Origin of the sequence: Pseudomonas sp. NPDC077451, from assembly GCF_044543345.1 — a bacterium.
Lineage (GTDB): Bacteria > Pseudomonadota > Gammaproteobacteria > Pseudomonadales > Pseudomonadaceae > Stutzerimonas.
The window spans coordinates 331,026-351,689 of record NZ_JBITVX010000002.1 but is presented as its reverse complement, the minus strand read 5'-3'; the positions used below and the strand labels follow the sequence as shown (position 1 = coordinate 351,689).

17 protein-coding genes and 5 tRNA genes are annotated in these 20,664 nt (G+C 61.2%); 5 read left to right on the top strand and 17 right to left on the bottom strand.

Annotated features, from left to right (window positions below):
• Positions 1-110 precede the first annotated feature (110 nt).
• From ACIGHL_RS05395 to dinB, 9 genes are all read right to left on the bottom strand, one after another.
• Entirely contained in the window at positions 111-1,835 is a 1,725-nt protein-coding gene (locus ACIGHL_RS05395) for a GspE/PulE family protein (protein ID WP_128119327.1), read from the bottom strand.
• Complete coding sequence (locus ACIGHL_RS05390; protein WP_128119328.1) at positions 1,832-3,238, bottom strand: tetratricopeptide repeat protein; 1,407 nt, start codon at positions 3,236-3,238, stop codon at positions 1,832-1,834. Before ACIGHL_RS05390 ends, ACIGHL_RS05395 begins: the two co-directional genes overlap by 4 nt.
• Entirely contained in the window at positions 3,235-4,167 is a 933-nt protein-coding gene (locus tag ACIGHL_RS05385; protein WP_128119329.1) for an ExeA family protein, read from the bottom strand. Before ACIGHL_RS05385 ends, ACIGHL_RS05390 begins: the two co-directional genes overlap by 4 nt.
• A gap of 8 nt (positions 4,168-4,175) precedes the next feature.
• Entirely contained in the window at positions 4,176-5,774 is a 1,599-nt protein-coding gene (mshL, locus tag ACIGHL_RS05380) for a pilus (MSHA type) biogenesis protein MshL (RefSeq protein WP_046161867.1), read from the bottom strand.
• The gene (locus ACIGHL_RS05375) at positions 5,771-6,103 is read right to left on the bottom strand and encodes a type II secretion system protein N (protein ID WP_241509015.1); all 333 of its coding nucleotides are present in this window, start codon (positions 6,101-6,103) and stop codon (positions 5,771-5,773) included. Before ACIGHL_RS05375 ends, mshL begins: the two co-directional genes overlap by 4 nt.
• Entirely contained in the window at positions 6,096-6,761 is a 666-nt protein-coding gene (locus ACIGHL_RS05370) for a type II secretion system protein M (RefSeq protein ID WP_128119331.1), read from the bottom strand. Before ACIGHL_RS05370 ends, ACIGHL_RS05375 begins: the two co-directional genes overlap by 8 nt.
• Positions 6,754-7,359: a PilN domain-containing protein gene (locus ACIGHL_RS05365; protein WP_128119332.1), complete on the bottom strand. Its 606-nt coding sequence runs from the start codon at positions 7,357-7,359 to the stop codon at positions 6,754-6,756. Before ACIGHL_RS05365 ends, ACIGHL_RS05370 begins: the two co-directional genes overlap by 8 nt.
• The gene (locus ACIGHL_RS05360) at positions 7,359-8,279 is read right to left on the bottom strand and encodes a type IV pilus biogenesis protein PilM (protein ID WP_128119333.1); all 921 of its coding nucleotides are present in this window, start codon (positions 8,277-8,279) and stop codon (positions 7,359-7,361) included. The genes ACIGHL_RS05365 and ACIGHL_RS05360 overlap by 1 nt, the downstream gene beginning before the upstream one ends.
• 335 nt (positions 8,280-8,614) lie before the next feature.
• The gene (gene dinB / locus ACIGHL_RS05355) at positions 8,615-9,670 is read right to left on the bottom strand and encodes a DNA polymerase IV (protein ID WP_128119334.1); all 1,056 of its coding nucleotides are present in this window, start codon (positions 9,668-9,670) and stop codon (positions 8,615-8,617) included.
• A 397-nt stretch (positions 9,671-10,067) separates the two neighbouring features.
• On the opposite strand from dinB, the gene ACIGHL_RS05350 reads away from it, so the two are divergent.
• Complete coding sequence (locus tag ACIGHL_RS05350) at positions 10,068-10,346, top strand: hypothetical protein (RefSeq protein WP_128119335.1); 279 nt, start codon at positions 10,068-10,070, stop codon at positions 10,344-10,346.
• Between the two features lie 12 nt (positions 10,347-10,358).
• Here ACIGHL_RS05350 and ACIGHL_RS05345 read toward each other — a convergent pair whose 3' ends face one another.
• From ACIGHL_RS05345 to ACIGHL_RS05315, 7 genes are all read right to left on the bottom strand, one after another.
• Positions 10,359-10,808 carry an acyl-CoA thioesterase gene (locus ACIGHL_RS05345; RefSeq protein WP_128119336.1) on the bottom strand — a complete coding sequence of 150 codons (450 nt, stop codon included), beginning with the start codon at positions 10,806-10,808 and terminating at the stop codon, positions 10,359-10,361.
• Positions 10,809-11,023: 215 nt separating this feature from the next.
• A tRNA-Glu gene (locus tag ACIGHL_RS05340) sits at positions 11,024-11,099 on the bottom strand.
• Between the two features lie 46 nt (positions 11,100-11,145).
• Positions 11,146-11,221, bottom strand: a tRNA-Ala gene (locus ACIGHL_RS05335).
• A 51-nt stretch (positions 11,222-11,272) separates the two neighbouring features.
• Positions 11,273-11,348 (bottom strand) — tRNA-Glu (locus tag ACIGHL_RS05330).
• 49 nt (positions 11,349-11,397) lie between these two features.
• Positions 11,398-11,473: transfer RNA gene (locus tag ACIGHL_RS05325), tRNA-Ala, on the bottom strand.
• A 168-nt stretch (positions 11,474-11,641) separates the two neighbouring features.
• Positions 11,642-13,123: a glutamate--tRNA ligase gene (gene gltX, locus ACIGHL_RS05320; RefSeq protein ID WP_128119337.1), complete on the bottom strand. Its 1,482-nt coding sequence runs from the start codon at positions 13,121-13,123 to the stop codon at positions 11,642-11,644.
• A 63-nt stretch (positions 13,124-13,186) separates the two neighbouring features.
• Positions 13,187-14,116, bottom strand: a complete 930-nt coding sequence (locus tag ACIGHL_RS05315) for a LysR family transcriptional regulator (RefSeq protein WP_128119338.1) — start codon at positions 14,114-14,116, stop codon at positions 13,187-13,189.
• Between the two features lie 102 nt (positions 14,117-14,218).
• On the opposite strand from ACIGHL_RS05315, the gene ACIGHL_RS05310 reads away from it, so the two are divergent.
• Complete coding sequence (locus tag ACIGHL_RS05310) at positions 14,219-15,253, top strand: HlyD family secretion protein (protein ID WP_128119339.1); 1,035 nt, start codon at positions 14,219-14,221, stop codon at positions 15,251-15,253.
• Positions 15,243-16,793, top strand: a complete 1,551-nt coding sequence (locus tag ACIGHL_RS05305) for an MDR family MFS transporter (RefSeq protein WP_128119340.1) — start codon at positions 15,243-15,245, stop codon at positions 16,791-16,793. Before ACIGHL_RS05310 ends, ACIGHL_RS05305 begins: the two co-directional genes overlap by 11 nt.
• Positions 16,794-16,917: 124 nt before the next feature.
• Here the strand turns inward: ACIGHL_RS05305 and uvrB are convergent, their stop codons facing one another.
• Positions 16,918-18,933: an excinuclease ABC subunit UvrB gene (gene uvrB / locus ACIGHL_RS05300; RefSeq protein WP_128119341.1), complete on the bottom strand. Its 2,016-nt coding sequence runs from the start codon at positions 18,931-18,933 to the stop codon at positions 16,918-16,920.
• Between the two features lie 335 nt (positions 18,934-19,268).
• Here uvrB and ACIGHL_RS05295 point away from each other — a divergent pair, with 335 nt between their 5' ends.
• Positions 19,269-20,465 carry an amino acid aminotransferase gene (locus ACIGHL_RS05295; protein WP_216706874.1) on the top strand — a complete coding sequence of 399 codons (1,197 nt, stop codon included), beginning with the start codon at positions 19,269-19,271 and terminating at the stop codon, positions 20,463-20,465.
• Between the two features lie 51 nt (positions 20,466-20,516).
• Positions 20,517-20,592 (top strand) — tRNA-Asn (locus tag ACIGHL_RS05290).
• Positions 20,593-20,664: the final 72 nt, after the last annotated feature.

Below are 20,664 nucleotides of genomic sequence, written 5' to 3'. Positions count from 1 at the left end.
GTCGCTAACCCATTCGGCGGGATTGGTATGGGCGCTGGTGTCCGAGCAGCTGCGGATCGCCAGCAAGCTGGCTCCTACCGGAGCGGCGCGGCGTGGCGCAGCCTGGGCGTTCACACCGTCACCTCGTCATCCGCCAGGGTGGCGCACACCTTGAGCACTTCATCCACGCTGGTGATGCCAGCAATGGCGTAATCCAATGCACATTCGGCCAGCGGCCGGTAATGCGGTTGCTTGCGCGCGGCTTCGGCGAAGCCTTGCGGATCACCACGACGCAGCGCGGCGATCATCGGTTCGTCGAGTTCGAGCAACTCATAGACACCGATCCGGCCGCTGTAACCACTGTTGTGGCACTGGTGGCAGCCGCTGCCGCGACGGAAACGCTTGTCGGCCAGCGACCCGCCGTGCAGCGTTTCCAGCCAGACCAGCTGACGCGGATCCGGCTGGTGTTCTTCCTGGCAGTTTTCACAGACGCGACGGATGAGGCGCTGGGCCAGCACCGCGTTCAGCGCCGTGGCGACGAGGAAAGGCTCCACGCCCATGTCGATCAGGCGCATGGCCGATGTCAGCGCATCGTTGGTGTGCAACGTCGACAGCACCAGGTGACCGGTCAGCGCGGCGCGCAGGCCGATCTCGGCGGTCTCCTGATCGCGGATCTCGCCGACCAGTACGATGTCCGGGTCCTGACGCAGCGCGGCTCGCAGCACGCGCGCGAAGGTCAGCTCGATCTTGGCATTGACCTGAACCTGATTGACCCGCGGCAGGCGGTATTCCACCGGATCTTCCACGGTGATGATCTTCTTCTCGGGGCTGTTCAGCTCGGAAAGCCCTGCATAGAGCGTGGTGGTTTTACCCGAGCCGGTCGGCCCAGTGACCAGCACCATGCCGTGGGGACGTTGCAGCAGACGACGGAAGCGCTCGAGCATCGCCGGCGGCATGCCGGTGCCGTCGAGCTGAAACATCGCCCCGCTCTGGTCGAGCAGGCGCATCACCACCGATTCGCCGAACTGCACCGGCATCGTCGACACACGCACATCAATGTTGCGGCCCTTCACCCGGATGTTGAAGCGACCATCCTGCGGCAAACGCTTCTCCGAGATGTCCAGGCCGGACATGATCTTCAAACGCATGACCAGCGCCGACGCGACGCGATGCTCTTTCATCACCTGCTCGTTGAGTACACCGTCGATACGCTGACGGATCCGCACCACGCCTTCGTCGGGTTCGATGTGAATGTCGGAAGCTTTCATCTGCACGGCATCTTCGAACAGCGTCTGCAACAGCCGCACAACGGGCGCGTCGCTGTTGCTCTCGGCACCGAGGCGCGACAAGTCGAAGTCGCTGTCTTGCAGTTCGCCTTCCAGCTCACCGGCCAGCGAGGCGATTTCGCTGGTGCGTCGGTAGAGCTGATCGAGGGCGCCCAGCAGCTCGCTTTCACGGACCACCGCTGGGAATACCCGTTTGCCCAGCAAACGCTCCATTTCGTCCTGGGCGAAGAGGTCGAGCGGATCGGTCATGCCGACCAGCAGCCCCTCAGCCTGGCGCGACAGCACGATGACGCGGAAACGCCGTGCCATTGCCTCGGGCAGGCTCTGGGTCAGCTGATTATCGAACTTGTAGTGTTTGAGCTCGACGAAGGGGATCTGCAACTGCTCGGAAAGCGCCCGAAGCAGGCGTCCTTCATCGATGAAACCGAGATCCAGTACCGTGCGACCGAGCTTGGAGCCGGTCCGCTTCTGGTCCTGCAATGCGAGCTGCAACTGAGCGTCACTGATCAGCCCGGCCTGGACCAGGAGGTCGCCGAGGCGAATCTTGCGCTGGCGGATGTCCTGAGTCATTGCGTCCCTCCGAGGGAACCGGCACGTTCAGTGGCGAACTGACGCGCGCTTTCATCCAGGCCCTGCCCTTGCAGCGCCTGGCGATAATGCCGACCGGCCTGTGCCGGCTGATCGAGTTGTTCCAGCGCGATGGCCAGGCCGAGCTGCCATGCGCCCTGCCCTGGTTGAATAGCGATTAGCTGACGGTAGGTCGCAGCGCTTGGAGACCACTCGCCGACCTGTTGGTACAGCGCAGCGAGCAAGGCGTGATAGGCGGTGTTGCGCTGCAAAGGCGGCGCGTTCTGCTGCAACGTCGCGATGGCGGCGCCTTGATCGCCGAGTTGCAACTGGCCGCGCGCGAGCAGCTCACGCAGCTCAGCATCGAACGGGCGGGCCTGTAACTGAGCCGGCAGCCACTTCAGCAACGCGGCGGTATCGCCGGCGCCGAGGTAGGCACGAGCCAGCCAGCGGCTGATCTCTACGCTGTCCGGTTGTGCCTGGTGCAGTGCCTGCAGCTGCCGAATAGCCGATAGGTGATCACCCCGACTCAGCGAGTCGCGGACCTGCGCCAGTGCATCGGGCTGATGCGCACCGATCGTGATATTTCCAGCGCCTGCGGGAACAACGGGTTCTGCGGCAACCGCAGCACGCGGCACGGCCTTAGGCTCAAGTGTCGATCTGGCGCGGGCCGGCTCGTTGAGTGCCTCAGCCGGCTCGACGTCACGGGTCACCCAGTCGGGCAACTGCGCCTCGTCCATACCCGGCGACTCGGCAACCGGCATGGATTCGGTCTGCGGGTCGGGATCAGCCGCACTGCCAAACGACACGTCCAACCATAGCTGCGAGCGATCACCGATCGTTTCGAGGCGATCAGCCACGTTCAACTGATCACCGAAACCGATGATCAGCACATTAACGTTGCCGTCCTGCGCCTCGACGCGCCAAGACAGCGTCTGCCCTTCTTTCTCGATGCGCCCGGTGCGGGCCTCGCCCTTGAACTGCACATCGCTGAGGCGGAAGCTGACCGAGCCGTTCGTATCGATTCGCTGGTAGCTGACGGATCGATCGAGTAGCAGCTGCAGGACGAAACGCCGCCCATCGTTCTGTGGCAACACCTCCAGCAGTCGCGTCAGCGCTACAGCCTCTGGCGTCGGCGCAACTCCTTCGACCGGTGGCGGGACAGCGACGGGCGCCGCAGCCATGGGCTGCGCGGCCGGTTGCAGGCGCCCGGAGAGCAGGAACAGCGCAACGGCCAGCACCCCGATTGCGGCAACGATCAGCAACCCGCGACGCAAACGCTCATAGCCCTCACGCCGTTTCGCAGCGGCTTCGTCCACGGCATAAAGGCTACCCAGCTGCTCACGCTCGGCCGGCGCGGCGCGGCGCGCCTCAAGATCCCGCAGCATGTCGTTGACCAGGCTCACGGCAGCACCTCGGTGAGTTGCGCCAGCCATGGCCAGGCACCGGCGATCAGTGCCAGCGACAGGCACCCAGCGGTCATCTTCCAGCCGAAAAGACGTGAGGTGTTTCGCCAGAACGGCTTCGCACCTTCGGTATCGTCCAACGCCCGATGGACATGCCGCGCCAAGACCTGACGAGCCCCTTCACCGAACGCCACCATCAGGCATTTGTTCGCCAGAATGTTGAGCAACCTCGGAATTCCGCCACTGCCTCGCACCAACAAACGTACCGCCGCAGCCTTGAACAGCGGCTCGCCCCGATAGCCCGCCACGGCCAGGCGTTCCTGCAGGTAGCGCGTAGCATCGCTCACATCCAGCGGGCGCAGGCTGTAGGAAAAGGTGATGCGCTGACGCAGCTGACGAAAGTCTTCGCGGGCCAGGGTCGCGTCCAGTTCCGGCTGACCGAACAGCACCACCTGCAACAGCTTGTTGTGTTCGGTCTCGAGGTTGGTCAACAGGCGCAAGGCTTCCAGCGTGGCAGTCGGCAGCACCTGGGCTTCGTCGATCAGCAGAACGGTGCTCTTACCCTGCGCGGCCAGCTCGATCAAGCGCGCGTGGAGAGCGTTGAGCAAGCCGTGGTTGTCCAGCTCGCTCGCCTCGGCAATGTGCAGTTCGTGGGCCAGCGCCTGGCGCAAAGCCATTGGCGTCAACGTCGGATTCGGCAACCAGGCGACCTGGTAGTGAGCGGCGTCCAGTTCGTTGAGCAGCGCGCGACAGAGCAGCGTCTTGCCCGTGCCCACTTCCCCGGTGACCTTGATGAAGCCCTCGCCCTCACCCAGCGCCACGCGCAGCAGATTGAGGCAGGCCTGATACGGCGCCAGCTGAACCATGAAGCCTGTGTTCGGTGTCAGCGCGAATGGCTTCTCGCGCAGGCCGAAAAATGCTTCGTACATACCGGCGGTTACCTGGTCGACCGGAAGGATTCGGCGGATTTACGCAGATCATCCAACCAGACCTGATCGTCCACCACTTGTGGCCGCATGAGGATCACCAGCTCGGTCTGCAGCAAGGCTTTGCGTTGTTGCTGAAACAGCGTGCCCACTATCGGCAGCTTCGAGGCCCAGGGAATGTTTGCATCGGTATTGGTGTTGCGGTTTTCCAGCAGGCCGCCGATGACCACCACCTGACCGCTGCGGGCGCGCACGATGGAGTCGGACTGACGTGTAGTCGACAGCGCCAGCGGCAGATTGAAGACATTGTCCGAGCCGCCGAGCTGGATGGTCTTGTTCTGGTCCTGCACGCGGCTGACGGTCGGCCGCACGTGCAGCGTGACCTGGCCGTTCTCATCGATCTGCGGGGTGACATCCAGCGATATGCCGGAGAAGAATGGCGTCAGGGTGATGTCCAGGTCCGGTGCAGTGGTGCCGCCCACGAGCGACGTCGTGGTAGTCGAAACATCGGTCACGAAGAACTCGTCCGTGCCGACCTTGATGACCGCCTTCTGGTTGTTCAGTGTCGAAATCCGTGGGCTGGACAGCACACGTACCTCGCCTTGGGTCTCCAGCAGTTGCAGCACGCCACTGAAGTCACCGACCTGCACCGCAGCACTGAACACACCGCCGACGCTGTTCGGCCCGCTCAGCGCGTCGCCCTGCACGCCAAGGCTGAAATCGGCATTGCCCATGCTGCCGAGCTGAGCCCAGTTGATGCCGGACTGAAAGCCATCGGACAGATTCACCTCGAGGATCTTGGTTTCGAGGATGACCTGACGTTGCAGGTTGCGCTGAGCCAGGATCAGAAAGCGCTCTACAGCCTGCTGATCCGCGCTGGAGGCTCGCACCACAAGCAATCCGCTTTGCGGATTCACGACGACCTGATTGCCTTCTTCGCCGCCGATCATCATCTCGATCACGGCTCGCACTTCGCTCCAGAAGTCCACGTTGCTGGTGGTCAGCAACTGGCTGGCATTCACCGTCGAGGAGGTACTGCTGGTCGTGGTGCCTGCCGCGCCGACGCCGGTGCTATCGCTGCTGGTGACCTGGCCCGAGCTTACGCGGGTGTCGGTCATCCCCTGGCGCTGGACGTTCAGGTAGTCGAGATCGTAGGTGCGGGTAATCGCCTCATTCGGCTGGATCTGATAGCCGTAGGCGGTACGCTGGTAGTCATAGCCGTAGCTATCCCGAACCGCCGCCAGGGTTTCTTCGAGGGTGACGTTACGCAGGCTGAAGGTTACGTTGCCGGTCACGCCGGGGTGCACCAGCAGATTTTCCCCGGCGCTGTTCATCAGGCTGAGGAAAAACTCGCGGGCCGGCATGTCGCTGACGGCCACGTCGAAACGAGGCCCCGAGACGACGAGCTTGTCGGCTGCCAAAGGTGGGATCAGTCCCGCCTGCACCGAAACTGGCGGAACCACTTTCAGCTGGTTCTGTTCCAGGCTTTCCTCGAACAGGCGGTTGCTCTGCTCGTACAGACGTTGATCGCCGTCTTCGAAGGTCTGACAGGCAGAAAGCAGGCAGATCAGGCTCAACACGCCGAAGCGAGACATCTGGGTCGGCATCATGGCTGGGTACGGCTCGTTTGAATGATGGGGGCGCTGAGGTGCAGTTCTTGCTGCTGACCTTGGCGATCAATGACGACGGCGTGCCGGTGAATTGCAAGGATGCGGGCATCTCCCACGCGGTCACCGACCTGCAGGCTGTTTCCGTTGATCACGGCGCTGGCACGCCCGGGGCCACGCAGGATCGCCTGCAGGTGCAAGCTGGCAGCCGCGTCTACCGGCGCATCACCAGCCGCCCGCCCGGCCGGCGGTTGCGTGGGATCCAGCGCGACGACAGGCGCGGCGCCGAACAGCGAAGCCAGGCAGAGAAGTTTGACTGCAGTTCTAAACACCAACCCACCCCGCATCGCGACTCAAGGTATGCAAGTCGAGGGTGACGCGAGCCCGGCCAGCACCCTCCTCACCGACTTCGTAGTTCAGGCTGTCCCAATGCAAGCGCCAGCCACTCGCCTGAACGGCGTTGAGATAGGCCAGTAGGTCGAAATAGCCGCCTTCGAGGGTCAGACGCAGGCCATGGCGATAGAACACCACCGGTGGCGTCTTTTGCTCCTTGCCCTCAGCCGTTGCCGCAGCGGGCACCGCGAGCGGCCCGCTCGAGCTTTCCAGGGCAACCAGTTTGAGCTGGGTCTGGTTACGCAACAGATCCTGCAGCAGCCCCTTCATCCGGGTCGGCGATACCAGGGTGCTGGTTTCCAGATCGATACGTTGCAGCAGCTCGTCATGGCTGACCTGTGCAGCCGCCAGTGCCTGCCGGTAGCTCAGGTTCGGATCGGCCGCAAGCTTGGCCTGGATTTCCAGCAGGCTGCTCTCAGCCGCGAGAAGACGGGTATGCGCAGCCTGTTGCCGACTGGTTTCGGCGGCAATGCGCAGGCCCAGCGGCTCGGCGATCAACAACACGTAGAGCATGATCAGCAGCGACAGCCCCACCCCGAAGGTCAGCCATTGCTCGCGCGGCGCCAGCCCCTGCCAGTGTTGGATGAGCTTATTCATCGTCCGGCTCCGTCACGGCCTGGGAGGACAAGCGGAACTGCAGCAGATCGCTGTCGTCGCGCTGAAGATCGAAACGGGCGAACTCGCGTCCGCTGAACGCGCTGCTCTGACCCAGGCTCTGCAAATAAAGCGGGAGCAGTTCCTGATCCTGCGTCAGACCCTGCAGTGCCATTTCATCCCCGCCCGCCTGCAGGCGAATCCGGGTCAGCCAGAGCCCTTGCGGTGGGTGGCGATCAGCCAGTCCCTGCAGCAACTCCGAGAAGCCGGTGCTGCGTTGCGCATCCAACGTTTTGAGGTGGTCGGCGAGTCGTCGCAGTTCTCGGTTCTCGGCTTCGCGTTCGGCCAGCTGCAGCGGAAGCCGCGGATCGAGCATCGGCTCGCGAAAATCTGCCTTGACCACGTCTAGCCTGGCCTCTGCCTGCCCGGCCTGCTGTTCGGCGAGTACGGCAGCTTGGCCGGCGGTATGCAGCTCCCAGCCCTGCCATGCGCCATGGATCGCCAGCACTGCGATAACCAGCGCGACGCCCAACTGCATCTGCCTGGGGCGTGGTCCACCGCCGCTACGGCGTTCGCGTTGATAGAGGTTGATGTTCTGCATCAGCAAGCATCCTGACGCAGGGCGGCACCGACAGCGCCGATACAGAAGGCCTGGCTCGATTCGGCGAGGTCACCGGCCGGCTGCCCCGGGAACAGCTCACGTAAATCCAGCCGTTGCAGATTGACAGCCAGCCCGGCCGCCAGCGCCTGATGGGTCCGCTCACCGTCCTGTTTCATCGGCAATAGCAACAGGCGGCTGATATAGCCTTTGCCCAACTGACTTTCGTAGTAGTCGAGCGAGCGCTGGATCTCCAGGGTCATGCTGGACAGATCCTGCTCGGCTCGTGCCAGACCGTGTTCGATACGCCGTGCCATATACAGATCGGCACCGTTCTGTACACAGATCAAGCCTTCGCTGGTACGTAGGCGCAACAGCGCCAAATTGATGGCATCGGCACCGGCCAGCAGCCCGAGGTTGCGAAAGGCCATTTCAGTGATGTCGATGCTTGCCAGGATCAGGCCGGCATGCTGGACGAGTGAGCGAAACTCATTCATCCGGGACTTTTTCAGCACCACGCAATAGACCATGCGCGTGCGGCCACGATAAGCGTCCTCCGGAAGGCTAAAGCAATCGATGACAACGTCTTCAAGCGGCTCGCTGAGCAAATCCTTGACGCGCCAGCGCATGGCGTCACGCAGCTCTTCAGCCGGTACCTCTGGCGCTTCCAGCAGGAACATCTGATAAGCCGAAGGGTGCAGCAGGAGATTGACCGACATACCGCTGAGGCCATGCTCGGCAACGGCTTGCTTGAGCAATTCAGCTTGCGCCTCCGGCTGACCCTCAAGGTAGTCGCAACGCAGCAACTGTGGTGTCTCGCCCTCAGCACGCTGAACCTGCGCGAGTGCGACGCCTTGCGGCCCGAACTCAAGACCCAGTAGCCCCATTGCGGTGGCTTTGCGACGTTTGAAAAATAGCCCCATCAGGGAAGGCACTCCTGCCGCTTCGCGACTTGCACAACTCTAAACACGAGACGGAACACACGCACCCAATCTGATATCAGATTGCCATCTATCTAGGAAGCCTAACAAAAAGCGTTATCTAGTCCAATCACCGACACCTCTGCTCTTCACGACAAGGCGTCAAAAACCTTCCACCGTATCGGCCACTGCTGCCCCTCAGTTAGGCCACTCGTCGCTAGTCCGCGCCTGAACAATCCGCGCCGGAAAAGTGGCAGCTTTGGCCACGTCGCAACAGCTGAAGCAACAGACGTACCAAAAAACAGGGTGGACTTAGGCGGATGACCAACGGACGGCGATCAGAACAACCGCAACTGCTCGAAGCCGCTTCGCAGGTCGATCAAACGAACCCCGACGCCAATCAACCGCACCGGTCGCTTGCCACGGGCAAAGGCGCCCGCCAGAAGGTCGGCATAGTCTTCAAGCTCCAGTCCGGCACCGGACTGTTCGAGGGTCGTCTGGGTGAAGTCATGGAACTTCAACTTCACGAACGGCTTGCCGGGCCGGTAGCCGCTATCGAGTCGCGCCATTCTGCCGGCGAGTTGCTCGAGCAACTCCGGAAGTCGCTCAAGGCAGGCGGCGAGGTCTGGTAAGTCGCGCTCGTAGGTATTCTCGACGCTGACCGACTGGCGCCGGCTCTCGACCTGAACCAGGCGCTCGTCGACGCCATGCGCCAGCCCCCACAGTCGCTCACCGAACGAGCCGAAATCCCGAACCAGATCAAGGCGCCTCCATCTGCGCAGATCAGCACAGGTGTGAATACCCATGCGCTTCAGCTTCTCCGCCGTCACCCGGCCGACACCATGGAGTTTGGTGACCGGCAGAGCGAGAACGAAATCGTCCACCTGATCTGGGGTAATCACGAACAGACCATCCGGCTTGTTCCAGTCGCTGGCGATCTTTGCCAGAAACTTGTTAGGCGCAACGCCCGCTGAAACCGTGATGCGCAGCTGCTGCCAGACTCGCCGGCGGATGTCCTGTGCGATGCGGGTGGCGCTGCCGGCAAAATGTTCGCAGCCACTCACATCGAGAAAAGCCTCGTCGAGCGATAAGGGTTCGATCAGATCGGTGTAGGTCCGGAAAATCCCGTGGATTCCGCGCGAAGCTTCCTTATAGGCATCCATCCGCGGCCGCACGATCAGCAGATCCGGGCACAGCTTCAGCGCATGACCGGAGGCCATCGCGGAGCGCACGCCGTATGCGCGAGCTTCGTAGTTGCAGGTGGCAATAACGCCGCGTCGATCAGCCAAGCCACCAACCGCAATAGGCCGGTTGGCAAGACTGGGATCGTCGCGCATCTCGATCGCGGCATAGAAGCAATCGCAATCGACATGGATGATTTTTCTGGACGGGATAACGGTAAGAAACTCGTGACTGGACTAAACCGCCGCTCCCCTTGAACAACTCCATCAAGAGCGAAGCGGGCCGCGCGACATTATGGCCGATCCGGGTCGCCCCGAGGATATTGTGAGGATGAGCGGATAAGCGAGCCGGCGACTTCGAGGCGATCACTTTTCCGGAACCTTCTTGGAACCGGCGGCCACTGGCAATTCGCTGTATTTACTCAGCTGAACAAACCAGTCGGGCGGCAAACCGACCAGAGGTAAAACGAGCGAAAGCGCGGCGCTAGAGGCCGCGCCATCGCTTGCAAGCCCCGGCCAATGCGGCTACCCACGAACAATTCCCGGACCACCGAGTCGGAATTTAAGAGGTAGAGCAGCAAACACTTCCAAGCTACCCGGAGGATTACCGATGAAGACCTTGAGTATTGCCACTGCCCTTTTCACCAGCCTGCTTGCGACTGGAGCAATGGCCAATCAGGAAGCCATGCAGGACGACGAAGACCTTGGCTTGTCAAGCACGGCCCAGGGCAGCGCAATGAATGAAAACCACCAGCGCGCCGATACGGCAAACATCAAGAATGACCCCAAGACCCTCAAGCAGAAGATGGAAAACGAGGTGCAGGACGATTGGCGCGGCGATGCCGAGGAACGCCGCGAGGCAGACGTCAGCAAGCCGGAACAGCGCTGATCATCAATCGGGTCAGAGTTCGAGGGGATAAGGCTGCACCAGCGCCTTGCCATACCCCTCGACAAACTCGCCCGGCATGCGCTTGGGCTTGCCGGTAGACAACTGAATGCAGACGAATGTGGTTTGCGCACGTAACAGCGTCACCCCGTCCGCCGGCCGGATCAGCTGGAAATCACGCTTCATCTTCAGTCGCTGATCGGAGTCCACGATCCAAGTACCGAGCTGCAATTGATCGCCCTGATACGCAGCAGCCAAGTAGTCGATTTCGTGTCGCAGTACCGCCATCGCTCGATCAAGCCTACGGTAGTCGCCCAGCCCAAGCCCCAGATGCTGCGAATGCTGCCAGGCGCAAGTTTCCAGCCAAGTCACATAAACCGCATTGTTTGCGTGGCCGAGCTCGTCGATATGCTCGGATTGCACGTCAATATCGATGACGAATGAGTCAGCCTGGTCCCAGATCATGCGTACCCTCGCTGTGCTGTGCGCCGCAGATGCGGCCGAATCGCCTATTGGAAGCCACCTGCCGCCTGATTGTCACGCATGCGGGCCGGATCTATGGCCCACCATTCAGCATGCCAGACCATGTCGCCCTGATGACGACGCTCAAATTGCGGGCAAAACAAAAAGGGTCATTTCGTGAGAAATGACCCTTTGATGCCCAAAACGGGCAAAAAAAATGGCGTCCCCTAGGGGACTCGAACCCCTGTTACCGCCGTGAAAGGGCGGTGTCCTAGGCCACTAGACGAAGGGGACGAAACCTTCGATGAACAAACCGTAACCGCTACGACCTGTCGTGGATTGGTGGAGCTAGACGGGATCGAACCGTCGACCTCTTGCATGCCATGCAAGCGCTCTCCCAGCTGAGCTATAGCCCCGGATTTAATGTCTCTCGACTCGCCCCGCTCTCGCGTTGCGATTTTGAATAATGGCGTCCCCTAGGGGACTCGAACCCCTGTTACCGCCGTGAAAGGGCGGTGTCCTAGGCCACTAGACGAAGGGGACGCAAGGCCCTTCAAAGGCAACCGGCGTGAACCGGTGTGGCAATCGAGATTGGTGGAGCTAGACGGGATCGAACCGTCGACCTCTTGCATGCCATGCAAGCGCTCTCCCAGCTGAGCTATAGCCCCATCTCGAGGACGGGGCGCATATTAGGTGCGGCCTCTCGGAGTGTCAACGATATTTTTGCCTGACCCCGAAGATTTTTTGGCATCAGAACAAATACTTACCGGCGACGAGTGGCAAACGCTGAACAGCTGCGGGACGGCGCCAACCGCGTCCCGAGAAGCCATCGCGGATCACGCCATCGCGGCGAAGAGCTTTTCCCACTCTTTCACTTCTTTCTTCGAAGCGCCGCCCAACAGCTCCAACGCCTGGCGCAGACGGAAGCGGGTCAGGTCGGGCCCGATGATCTCCATGGCGTCGAGCACCGACACGGAGCTGGCCTGGCCGGTGATCGAGGCGAACATCAAGGGCATCACATCACGCAGCTTCAATTCGAGATGCGCCCCAACCGCTTGGATGCATTCGGTGATGCGCTCTTTGTCCCACTGACGCAAAGCTTCCAGCTTCCACAGCGTCAGCTGCAATACCTGACGGACCTGAGTGGCGTCGAGCTTCTTGTGCTCGAACAATGTCGGATCAAGGGTCAGTGCGCCGGAGAAGAAGAAGCCAGCCAATGGCGCGATCTGGCTGAAGGTCTCGACGCGCTGCTGCACGTGGGGCGCGATCTTCATCATGTACTCGGGGTTGAACGCCCACCTCTGCACCTCGGCTGCGAACTGCTCGACTGGTAGCTCGCGCAGCCACTGGCCGTTGAGCCAGGACAGCTTTTCGACATCGAAGATCGGCCCACCCAGCGAGACGCGATTGATGTCGAAGTGTTCGATCATTTCCGCCAGCGTGAATTTTTCTCGCTCGTCCGGCATCGACCAGCCCATGCGGCCCAGGTAGTTAAGCATCGCCTCGGGCATAAAACCCATGCGCTCGTAGAAAGTCACCGAAGTGGGATTCTTGCGCTTGGAAAGCTTGCTCTTGTCCGGGTTGCGCAGCAGTGGCATGTAGCAGAGCTGTGGCTGTTCCCAACCGAAATATTCGTAGAGCTTGATCAGCTTCGGCGCCGACGGCAGCCATTCCTCGCCGCGCAGCACATGGGTGATGCCCATCAGATGGTCGTCGACGACGTTGGCCAGGAAGTAGGTCGGCAGACCATCAGCCTTCATCAGTACCTGCATGTCCATGCGATCCCAGCCGATTTCGACCGTGCCGCGGAGCATGTCGTTGACCTGGCATATGCCCTCGCTTGGCACCTTCATGCGGATCACGTGCGACTCGCCCGCCGCAATGCGCTGCTGCGCGGTTTCGGCCGGGATGTGCATGCAATGCCCGTCGTAGCGCGGCGTTTCCTTGTTGGCCATCTGCTCGGCACGCACCTGATCCAGGCGCTCGGCACTGCAGAAGCACGGGAACGCGTGCCCCTTGGCGACCAACTCGTCCGAATATTTCTTGTAGATCTCGCCGCGCTCGCTCTGCCGATACGGACCGTGTGGACCGCCCACGTCCGGGCCTTCGTCCCACTCGATGCCCAACCAACGCAGCGCGTCATAGATCTGCTGTTCCGACTCGCGCGTGGAGCGCAACTGGTCGGTGTCCTCAATGCGCAGGATGAACTGGCCGCTGTGCTGGCGCGCAAAGCACAGGTTGAACAGCGCGATATAAGCGGTGCCGACATGCGGATCGCCGGTAGGGGATGGTGCGATACGGGTGCGAACGGTGGTCATGATGTTCTCGAATCAAGGCACAGGAAGACACGACGGCTGCGATAGCCGGTTCGGCCGGCTGGGTCAGCGCGTGTAAAGGCGCGATGTTAACAGGCGCGCATCCACCGCCTCCACCAGACGGCCTTCCGCAACTGGCAACGACTGCATCAGAAAATCAAGAAACGCCTTGACCTTCATCGCCTGAAAACGTCGCGAGGGATACACCGCATACACCTCGCCTATCGGCAGATCGACATCTGGGAGAAGCTCGACCAGATGACCTTCACGCACCTCCTGGTCGGTGATCATGGTCGGTAGCGCCGCGATGCCTGCTCCGGCCAGTGCAGCCTCGCGGGCAAAGGTGATGTTGTTGCAGGTCAGCACCCGGCGGCAACTGACGTTCTGTTCGAGGATCGGCCAGTAGCGCACCGGGTCGCGCGACAGCGTGATCGCGCGGTGGCTGGCGAGATCCTCCGCCCGCGAGGGCACGCCATGCTGGGCCAGATATTCCGGACTGGCGCAGAGTCGCCGCCGGGTCTCGAAGAGCTTACGCCCGATCAAACTGGAGTCCTGGGGTTGTCCCACCGAGATGACGATGTCGACACCCTCCTCTACCGGGTCGATGTGCCTCGATGCCAGTTCCACTTCGGCATTGATCTCCGGATACAAGCGCATGAAATCACCCAGCACTCGACCCAGGATCCACTGACCGAATTCGATCGGCGCGGAGATTCGCAGCAGCCCGGCCGGCGCCTGCTGAAGCTGCATGACGGCCTGCTCAGCTTCGGCGAAATCGACCATGATCTGCCGACAGCGCTCGTAGTATGCCTGCCCCACTTCGGTCAGCCGCAAGCGGCGCGTGGTGCGGTTGATCAACCGCACGCCCAACCGCTCTTCGAGCTGGACGATACGACGGCTTACCGTTGACTTCTGCATGGCCAGGCTCGAAGCCGCCTGGGTAAAACTGTGGCACTCGACCACACGAGTGAAGATCAGCGCGTCATCCAGACCCATCGCATTGTTCCGTATTTGCAACAAAGTTTCGCAATTGTAACGGGTTATTACTCAAGCGGAACGCTGCTAGATTGCCGGCTCACTCCGCCAATGAGCGACCCCATGCCCGCCCAGCTGAAACGCCGATTGATCATCTTCGTTGCCCTTGTACTGCTGGTCGCAGCCGGGTTCTTCGCTCAATGGTATTTCGTTGGTCGTCATTACGAACACACCGACAACGCCTATGTACAAGGTGAAATCACACGGATTTCCAGCCAGCTCGCCGCGCGTATTGAACAGGTCCACGTGCAGGATAATCAGCATGTGCAACCAGGTGATCTGCTGGTCAGCCTTGAGCCAGGCGACTTCCGCCTCGCGCTGGAACAGGCCAGGGCCAACCTGGCGATTCGTGAAGCTGAACTCACCCAGGCACGCAGCCGCCTGGCGCAGCAGAGTAGCCTGATCGCCGCCAGCCAGGCATCGGTTGGCGCGGCTCAGGCAAATCTGGAACGCAGCCAGACGGACCTGTCGCGCGTCGAAGCGCTACGAAAGCCCGGCTTCATCTCGGAAGAACGCGTCACCACGCTGTCTGCCGACGCAAAGGTCGCCCGCTCGCAGCGACAGAAAGCCGGAGCCGACCTGGCAGCGCAACGCCAGCAGGTCGACGCGCTGGAAGCGGACGTCAAACGTCTGGACGCGCAAATTAGCAGCGCTCGAGCCGAAATCGAGCAAGCCGAGCTGAACCTGGGCCGTACGGAAATTCGCTCGCCGATCAGCGGGATCGTCGGGCAGCGTTCGGCGCGCAACGGCCAATACGTGCCGGTCGGTGCCTACCTGATGTCGATCGTTCCCGACGAGGAAATCTGGGTTCAGGCCAATTTCAAGGAAACCCAGATCGGCCGGATGCAGGTTGGACAAAACGCCGAACTGACCTTCGACACCTATCCTGACACGCCCATCGATGCCCGCGTCGAAAGCCTGTTCCCCGCCTCCGGCGCGCAGTTCAGTCTGCTGCCGCCGGACAATGCCACCGGTAACTTCACCAAGGTGGTGCAGCGCATTCCGGTCAAGCTGACCTTTGCCAGCGATAACCGGCTCAAGGGCCGTATCCGCCCCGGCATGTCGGTGGACGTGAAGATCGACATCCGTGGCCGCTGATGCCCTGATCCGGCCGGTCGGTGAGCCTAGCCGACGCGACTGGATTGCCGTGATGAGCGCCATGCTTGGCGCCTTCATGGCGGTACTGGATATCCAGATCACCAACTCTTCGCTGAAGGACATCCAGGGTGCATTGTCCGCCACGCTGGAGGAAGGCTCCTGGATCTCCACCTCCTATCTGGTGGCGGAAATCATCATGATTCCGCTCACCGCCTGGCTGGTGCAGCTGCTCTCTGCGCGGCGCCTGGCGGTCTGGGTATCGATCGGTTTTCTGATCTCGTCATTGCTCTGTTCCTTTGCCTGGAACCTGGAAAGCATGATCGTGTTTCGCGCACTGCAGGGCTTCACCGGCGGCGCGCTGATTCCGCTGGCCTTCACCCTGACGCTGATCAAGCTGCCGGACCATCATCGCGCCAAGGGCATGGCGCTGTTCGCCATCACCGCGACCTTTGCACCCTCGATCGGGCCCACGCTGGGCGGCTGGCTCACCGAACGCTGGGGCTGGGAATACATTTTCTACATCAACGTGCCGCCCGGGCTGCTGATGATCGCGGGCCTGCTGTACGGTCTGGAGAAAAAGCCGCCGCACTGGGAGCTGCTCAAAAGCACCGACTACGCGGGCATCGTCACGCTCGCGATGGGGCTGGGATGCCTGCAGGTATTTCTCGAAGAAGGACATCGCAAGGACTGGCTGGAATCGACCCTGATCGTCCAGCTGGGCTCGGTGGCAGTGGTCAGTCTGATTCTTTTCGTGATCCTGCAGCTGTCGCGGCCTAACCCGCTGATCAACTTGGGAATCCTGTGTGAGCGCAACTTCGGTCTGACCAGCATCGCCAGCCTGGGCATGGGGCTCGGGCTTTATGGATCGATCTATCTGCTACCGCTGTACCTGGCGCAGATCCAGAACTACAACGCGCTGCAGATCGGCCAGGTCATCATGTGGATGGGCATTCCGCAGCTGTTCCTGATTCCACTGGTTCCCAAGCTGATGAAGATCATTCCTCCAAAGCTGCTATGCGCTGCAGGCTTCGCCCTGTTCGGCATCTCCAGCTTTGCCTCCGGCGCACTCAATCCGGACTTTGCCGGCGACCAGTTCCATCCGATCCAGATCATCCGAGCGCTCGGCCAACCCATGATCATGGTCACCATATCGTTGATCGCCACGGCCTACATCCAGCCGCAGGATGCCGGCTCAGCGTCCAGCCTGTTTAACATTCTGCGCAACCTCGGCGGCGCGATTGGCATCGCTTTGCTGGCGACACTGCTGGACAGTCGCGCGAAGATCTATTTCGACTATCTGCGCGAGTCGGTGGTGCCGGGCAACCCTGCTGTCGCGGAGCGGCTGAGCGCCCTGACTCAGCAGCTGGGCAGCGAGCAGGCCGCACTAGGGCGGATCAGCGAGATCACTCATCAGCAAGCGATGATCATGGCGTACAACGATGCCTTCCACTTCGTCGGCATTGCGCTAGCCGCCAGCATGGTTGCTGTGCTGCTGACGCGGCGCCTGCCTGACGACATCAAAGGTGGCGCAGCCCACTGAGGCAGGTGGTATTTCGCCAAGGGTCACGGGGGAAAACTCGCCCTTACAGGACCGAGCGTCTTATGCGTCCCGCAATGTAGAGGCGATTTATTTGCCCGAGTCGCCTTGCGACGCACCGAAAGCATCACACTTGCAGCAACCTCTCGCGTAGTTTGTGGATCTCGTCGCGAGTCTGCGCGGCGGCTTCGAATTCCAGATCGCGCGCATAGGCGAGCATCTTTTCTTCCAGCTGGCGAATCCGTTTGCTGATCTCGCTCGGTGAACGGAGTTCGTTCTCGTAGCGCGCCGCTTCTTCCGCCGCTTTGGCTTCGCCGCGACGCTTCTTGCTGCGCGAGCCCGGCACGGTAGCGCCTTCCAGAATGTCCTGAACATCCTTGAACACACCCTGCGGGACGATGCCGTTGGCTTCGTTGAAGGCGATTTGCTTGTTACGCCGGCGCTCGGTTTCGCCGATGGCCCGCTCCATCGAGCCGGTTATTCTGTCGGCATACAGAATGGCCCGGCCGTTGAGATTACGCGCCGCGCGGCCGATGGTCTGGATCAGCGAGCGCTCGGAGCGCAGGAAGCCTTCCTTGTCCGCATCGAGGATCGCCACCAGCGACACCTCGGGCATGTCCAGACCCTCACGCAGCAGGTTGATGCCTACCAGAACGTCGAACACGCCCAGGCGCAGGTCTCGGATGATCTCGACCCGCTCCACGGTATCGATGTCCGAGTGCAGGTAGCGCACCCGCGCGCCGTGATCGCCGAGGTAGTCGGTGAGATCCTCAGCCATTCGCTTGGTCAGCGTCGTGACCAGCACACGCTCTTCCTTGACCACACACTTGTTGATTTCCGAAAGCAGATCGTCGACCTGCGTCAGCGCTGGGCGTATCTCGATCTGAGGGTCGACCAGCCCGGTGGGCCTTACCAGCTGCTCGATCACTCGCCCTGCGTGCTCAGCCTCGTAAGGTCCGGGCGTCGCCGAGACGAAGATCGTCTGTGGGCTGATCGCCTCCCACTCATCGAAACGCATCGGCCGGTTATCCAGCGCCGATGGCAGACGGAAGCCGTATTCGACCAGCGTCTCCTTGCGTGAGCGGTCGCCTTTGTACATGGCGCCGACCTGCGGAACGCTCACGTGGGACTCGTCGATCACCAACAGCGCATCGGCTGGCAGATAGTCATAAAGCGTCGGTGGGGCCTCGCCAGAATCGCGCCCGGACAAATAGCGCGAGTAGTTCTCGATGCCGTTGCAATAGCCCAGCTCCATGATCATTTCCAGATCGAAACGGGTGCGTTGCTCGAGTCGCTGAGCCTCCACCAGCTTGTTGTTGCTGCGCAGGTAATCGAGGCGATCCTTGAGCTCCACCTTGATGTTCTCGATGGCATCCAGCAGGGTCTCGCGCGGCGTCACGTAGTGGCTCTTGGGATAGAAGGTGAAGCGCGGCAGCTTGCGGATTACCTCGCCGGTCAAGGGATCGAAGGCAGACAGACTTTCCACTTCGTCATCGAACAGCTCGATGCGCACCGCTTCCAGGTCCGATTCGGCCGGATAGACATCGATCACATCGCCACGCACGCGAAAGGTCGCACGGGCGAAATCCATTTCATTGCGGGTGTACTGCAGCCCGGTGAGTCTGCGCAGCAGCTCACGCTGGTCCAGGCGATCGCCTCGATCGATGTGGAGCACCATTTTCAGGTAGGTTTCGGGGCTACCCAAGCCGTAGATGCACGAAACAGTAGTGACGATGATCGCGTCCGACCGCTCCAGCAGCGCCTTGGTCGCTGATAAACGCATCTGCTCGATATGGTCGTTGATCGAAGCATCCTTCTCGATGAAGGTATCGGACGACGGCACATAGGCTTCCGGCTGGTAGTAATCGTAGTAGGAGACGAAATACTCAACCGCGTTGTTCGGGAAGAACGCCTTGAACTCCCCATAGAGCTGAGCTGCAAGCGTCTTGTTTGGCGCAAGCACCAGCGTGGGCCGCTGCACGTGGGCGATCACGTTGGCGATGCTGAAGGTCTTGCCCGACCCCGTTACACCGAGCAACGTCTGGTGCGACAAGCCGGCCTCGATGCCTTCGATCATCTGCCGAATGGCTTCAGGCTGGTCTCCGGCTGGCTTGAAGCGCGTGACCAATTCGAACTGCGACATATCGACCTCTTCAGATAGCGAGACGACTCGAAAATGAATATTCGAGCCGCTATGGCGGTGTTTCCAGACGTGCAACGTGCTGCTGGCGACGCGGCGCTCAGCAACCACAACCCCTTTCAATGCGGGCTCGCTCAGCGATATCAAGTGCTCGGGCGACGAGCAGGCAAAGCCAGGAAAACTCGCGGCCTCCGCTGGGCTTAAACCGACAGAAAAACCGCCCTAGCATATCGCGGCACAGGGCCAGTCCCGTTATACTCTTGCCCCGTTTGCGCACCGCCCTCAGCGCGAAGCGAGGGTGCTGCATCAGTCACCTCCTCTCTTCGAGCCTCCCCATCATGAGTTTGTTCTCCGCTGTCGAAATGGCGCCGCGCGATCCGATCCTCGGCCTCAATGAAGCCTTCAATGCCGACACTCGGCAGAACAAGGTCAACCTGGGGGTGGGCGTCTACTACAACGAAGAAGGTCGAATTCCCCTGCTGCGCGCTGTGGCTGCCGCCGAGATGGCGCGTCTGGAGCTGAATGCACCGCGTGGCTATCTGCCCATCGAGGGCATCGCCAGTTATGACATGGCTGTACAGGGCTTGCTGTTCGGTGCCGACTCGTCGCTGGTTGCCGATGGCCGCGTGGTTACTACGCAGGCCTTGGGCGGCACTGGCGCGCTGAAGATCGGCGCGGATTTCCTCAAGCGCATGCTGCCCGATGCGGTCGTCGCCATCACCAATCCAAGCTGGGAAAACCACCGCGCACTGTTCGAGGCTGCCGGCTTTCCCGTGCAGAACTATAGCTATTACGACGCGGCCAGCCATGGCATCGACCGCGCCGGCATGCTTGAAGACCTGAAAAACCTGCCGCCCCGCTCGATCGTCGTGCTGCACGCCTGCTGCCACAACCCGACCGGCGTCGACCTGCAGCTGGAGGACTGGAAGCAGATCCTCGAAGTGCTGCGCGCCAATGATCACGTGCCGTTTATCGACATCGCCTATCAGGGCTTCGGTGACAACATCGAGGAGGATGCCGCTGCCGTGCGCCTGTTCGCCGACTCAGGCATGAGCTTCTTTGTATCGAGCTCCTTCTCCAAGTCATTCTCGCTATATGGCGAGCGCGTCGGCGCGCTGTCGATGGTGACCCAGAACCGCGACGAGTCGGCCCGAGTCCTGTCACAGATCAAGCGCGTGATCCGCACCAACTATTCCAACCCGCCAACCCATGGCGCGACCGTGGTGTCTGCCGTGCTCAACAGCCCTGAGCTGCGCGCCATGTGGGAAACCGAGCTGGGCGAGATGCGCACCCGCATCCAGGACATGCGTCTGACCATGGTTCGACAGCTGGCTGAAAAAGGCGCTAAGCAGGATTTCAGCTTTGTCGCCAAGCAACGCGGGATGTTCTCCTACTCAGGCCTGACCGCCGCCCAGGTCGAGCGCCTGCGCGTCGAATTCGGCGTATATGCGATCGGCACCGGGCGCATCTGTGCCGCAGCATTGAACCACAGCAATCTGGACCACGTGACTGACGCGATCGTGCAGGTTCTCTGAGCTGCCGAGGGTTGACTTTCCCTTAGTTATCATTAGGATACGCACCGCTGTTCCGCGATAGCTCAGTCGGTAGAGCAAATGACTGTTAATCATTGGGTCCCTGGTTCGAGTCCAGGTCGCGGAGCCAACTTCAAAGCCTCAGGTGAAAATCTGGGGCTTTTTTGTTTCCATCAGACTCTCACCAGAGACCCTGTCCCAG

Bases quoted from the DNA above. Each gene is read 5' to 3' on its own strand.
- ACIGHL_RS05350 (WP_128119335.1), top strand. From the start codon at position 10,068: ATGAAGACCTTGAGTATTGCCACTGCCCTTTTCACCAGCCTGCTTGCG.
- gltX (WP_128119337.1), bottom strand. From the start codon at position 13,123: ATGACCACCGTTCGCACCCGTATCGCACCATCCCCTACCGGCGATCCG.
- ACIGHL_RS05365 (WP_128119332.1), bottom strand. From the start codon at position 7,359: ATGCAGAACATCAACCTCTATCAACGCGAACGCCGTAGCGGCGGTGGA.
- mshL (WP_046161867.1), bottom strand. From the start codon at position 5,774: ATGATGCCGACCCAGATGTCTCGCTTCGGCGTGTTGAGCCTGATCTGC.
- ACIGHL_RS05295 (WP_216706874.1), top strand. From the start codon at position 19,269: ATGAGTTTGTTCTCCGCTGTCGAAATGGCGCCGCGCGATCCGATCCTC.
- ACIGHL_RS05360 (WP_128119333.1), bottom strand. From the start codon at position 8,279: ATGGGGCTATTTTTCAAACGTCGCAAAGCCACCGCAATGGGGCTACTG.
- ACIGHL_RS05385 (WP_128119329.1), bottom strand. From the start codon at position 4,167: ATGTACGAAGCATTTTTCGGCCTGCGCGAGAAGCCATTCGCGCTGACA.
- ACIGHL_RS05310 (WP_128119339.1), top strand. From the start codon at position 14,219: ATGCCCGCCCAGCTGAAACGCCGATTGATCATCTTCGTTGCCCTTGTA.
- ACIGHL_RS05395 (WP_128119327.1), bottom strand. From the start codon at position 1,835: ATGACTCAGGACATCCGCCAGCGCAAGATTCGCCTCGGCGACCTCCTG.
- ACIGHL_RS05345 (WP_128119336.1), bottom strand. From the start codon at position 10,808: ATGATCTGGGACCAGGCTGACTCATTCGTCATCGATATTGACGTGCAA.
- ACIGHL_RS05315 (WP_128119338.1), bottom strand. From the start codon at position 14,116: ATGGGTCTGGATGACGCGCTGATCTTCACTCGTGTGGTCGAGTGCCAC.
- uvrB (WP_128119341.1), bottom strand. From the start codon at position 18,933: ATGTCGCAGTTCGAATTGGTCACGCGCTTCAAGCCAGCCGGAGACCAG.
- ACIGHL_RS05370 (WP_128119331.1), bottom strand. From the start codon at position 6,761: ATGAATAAGCTCATCCAACACTGGCAGGGGCTGGCGCCGCGCGAGCAA.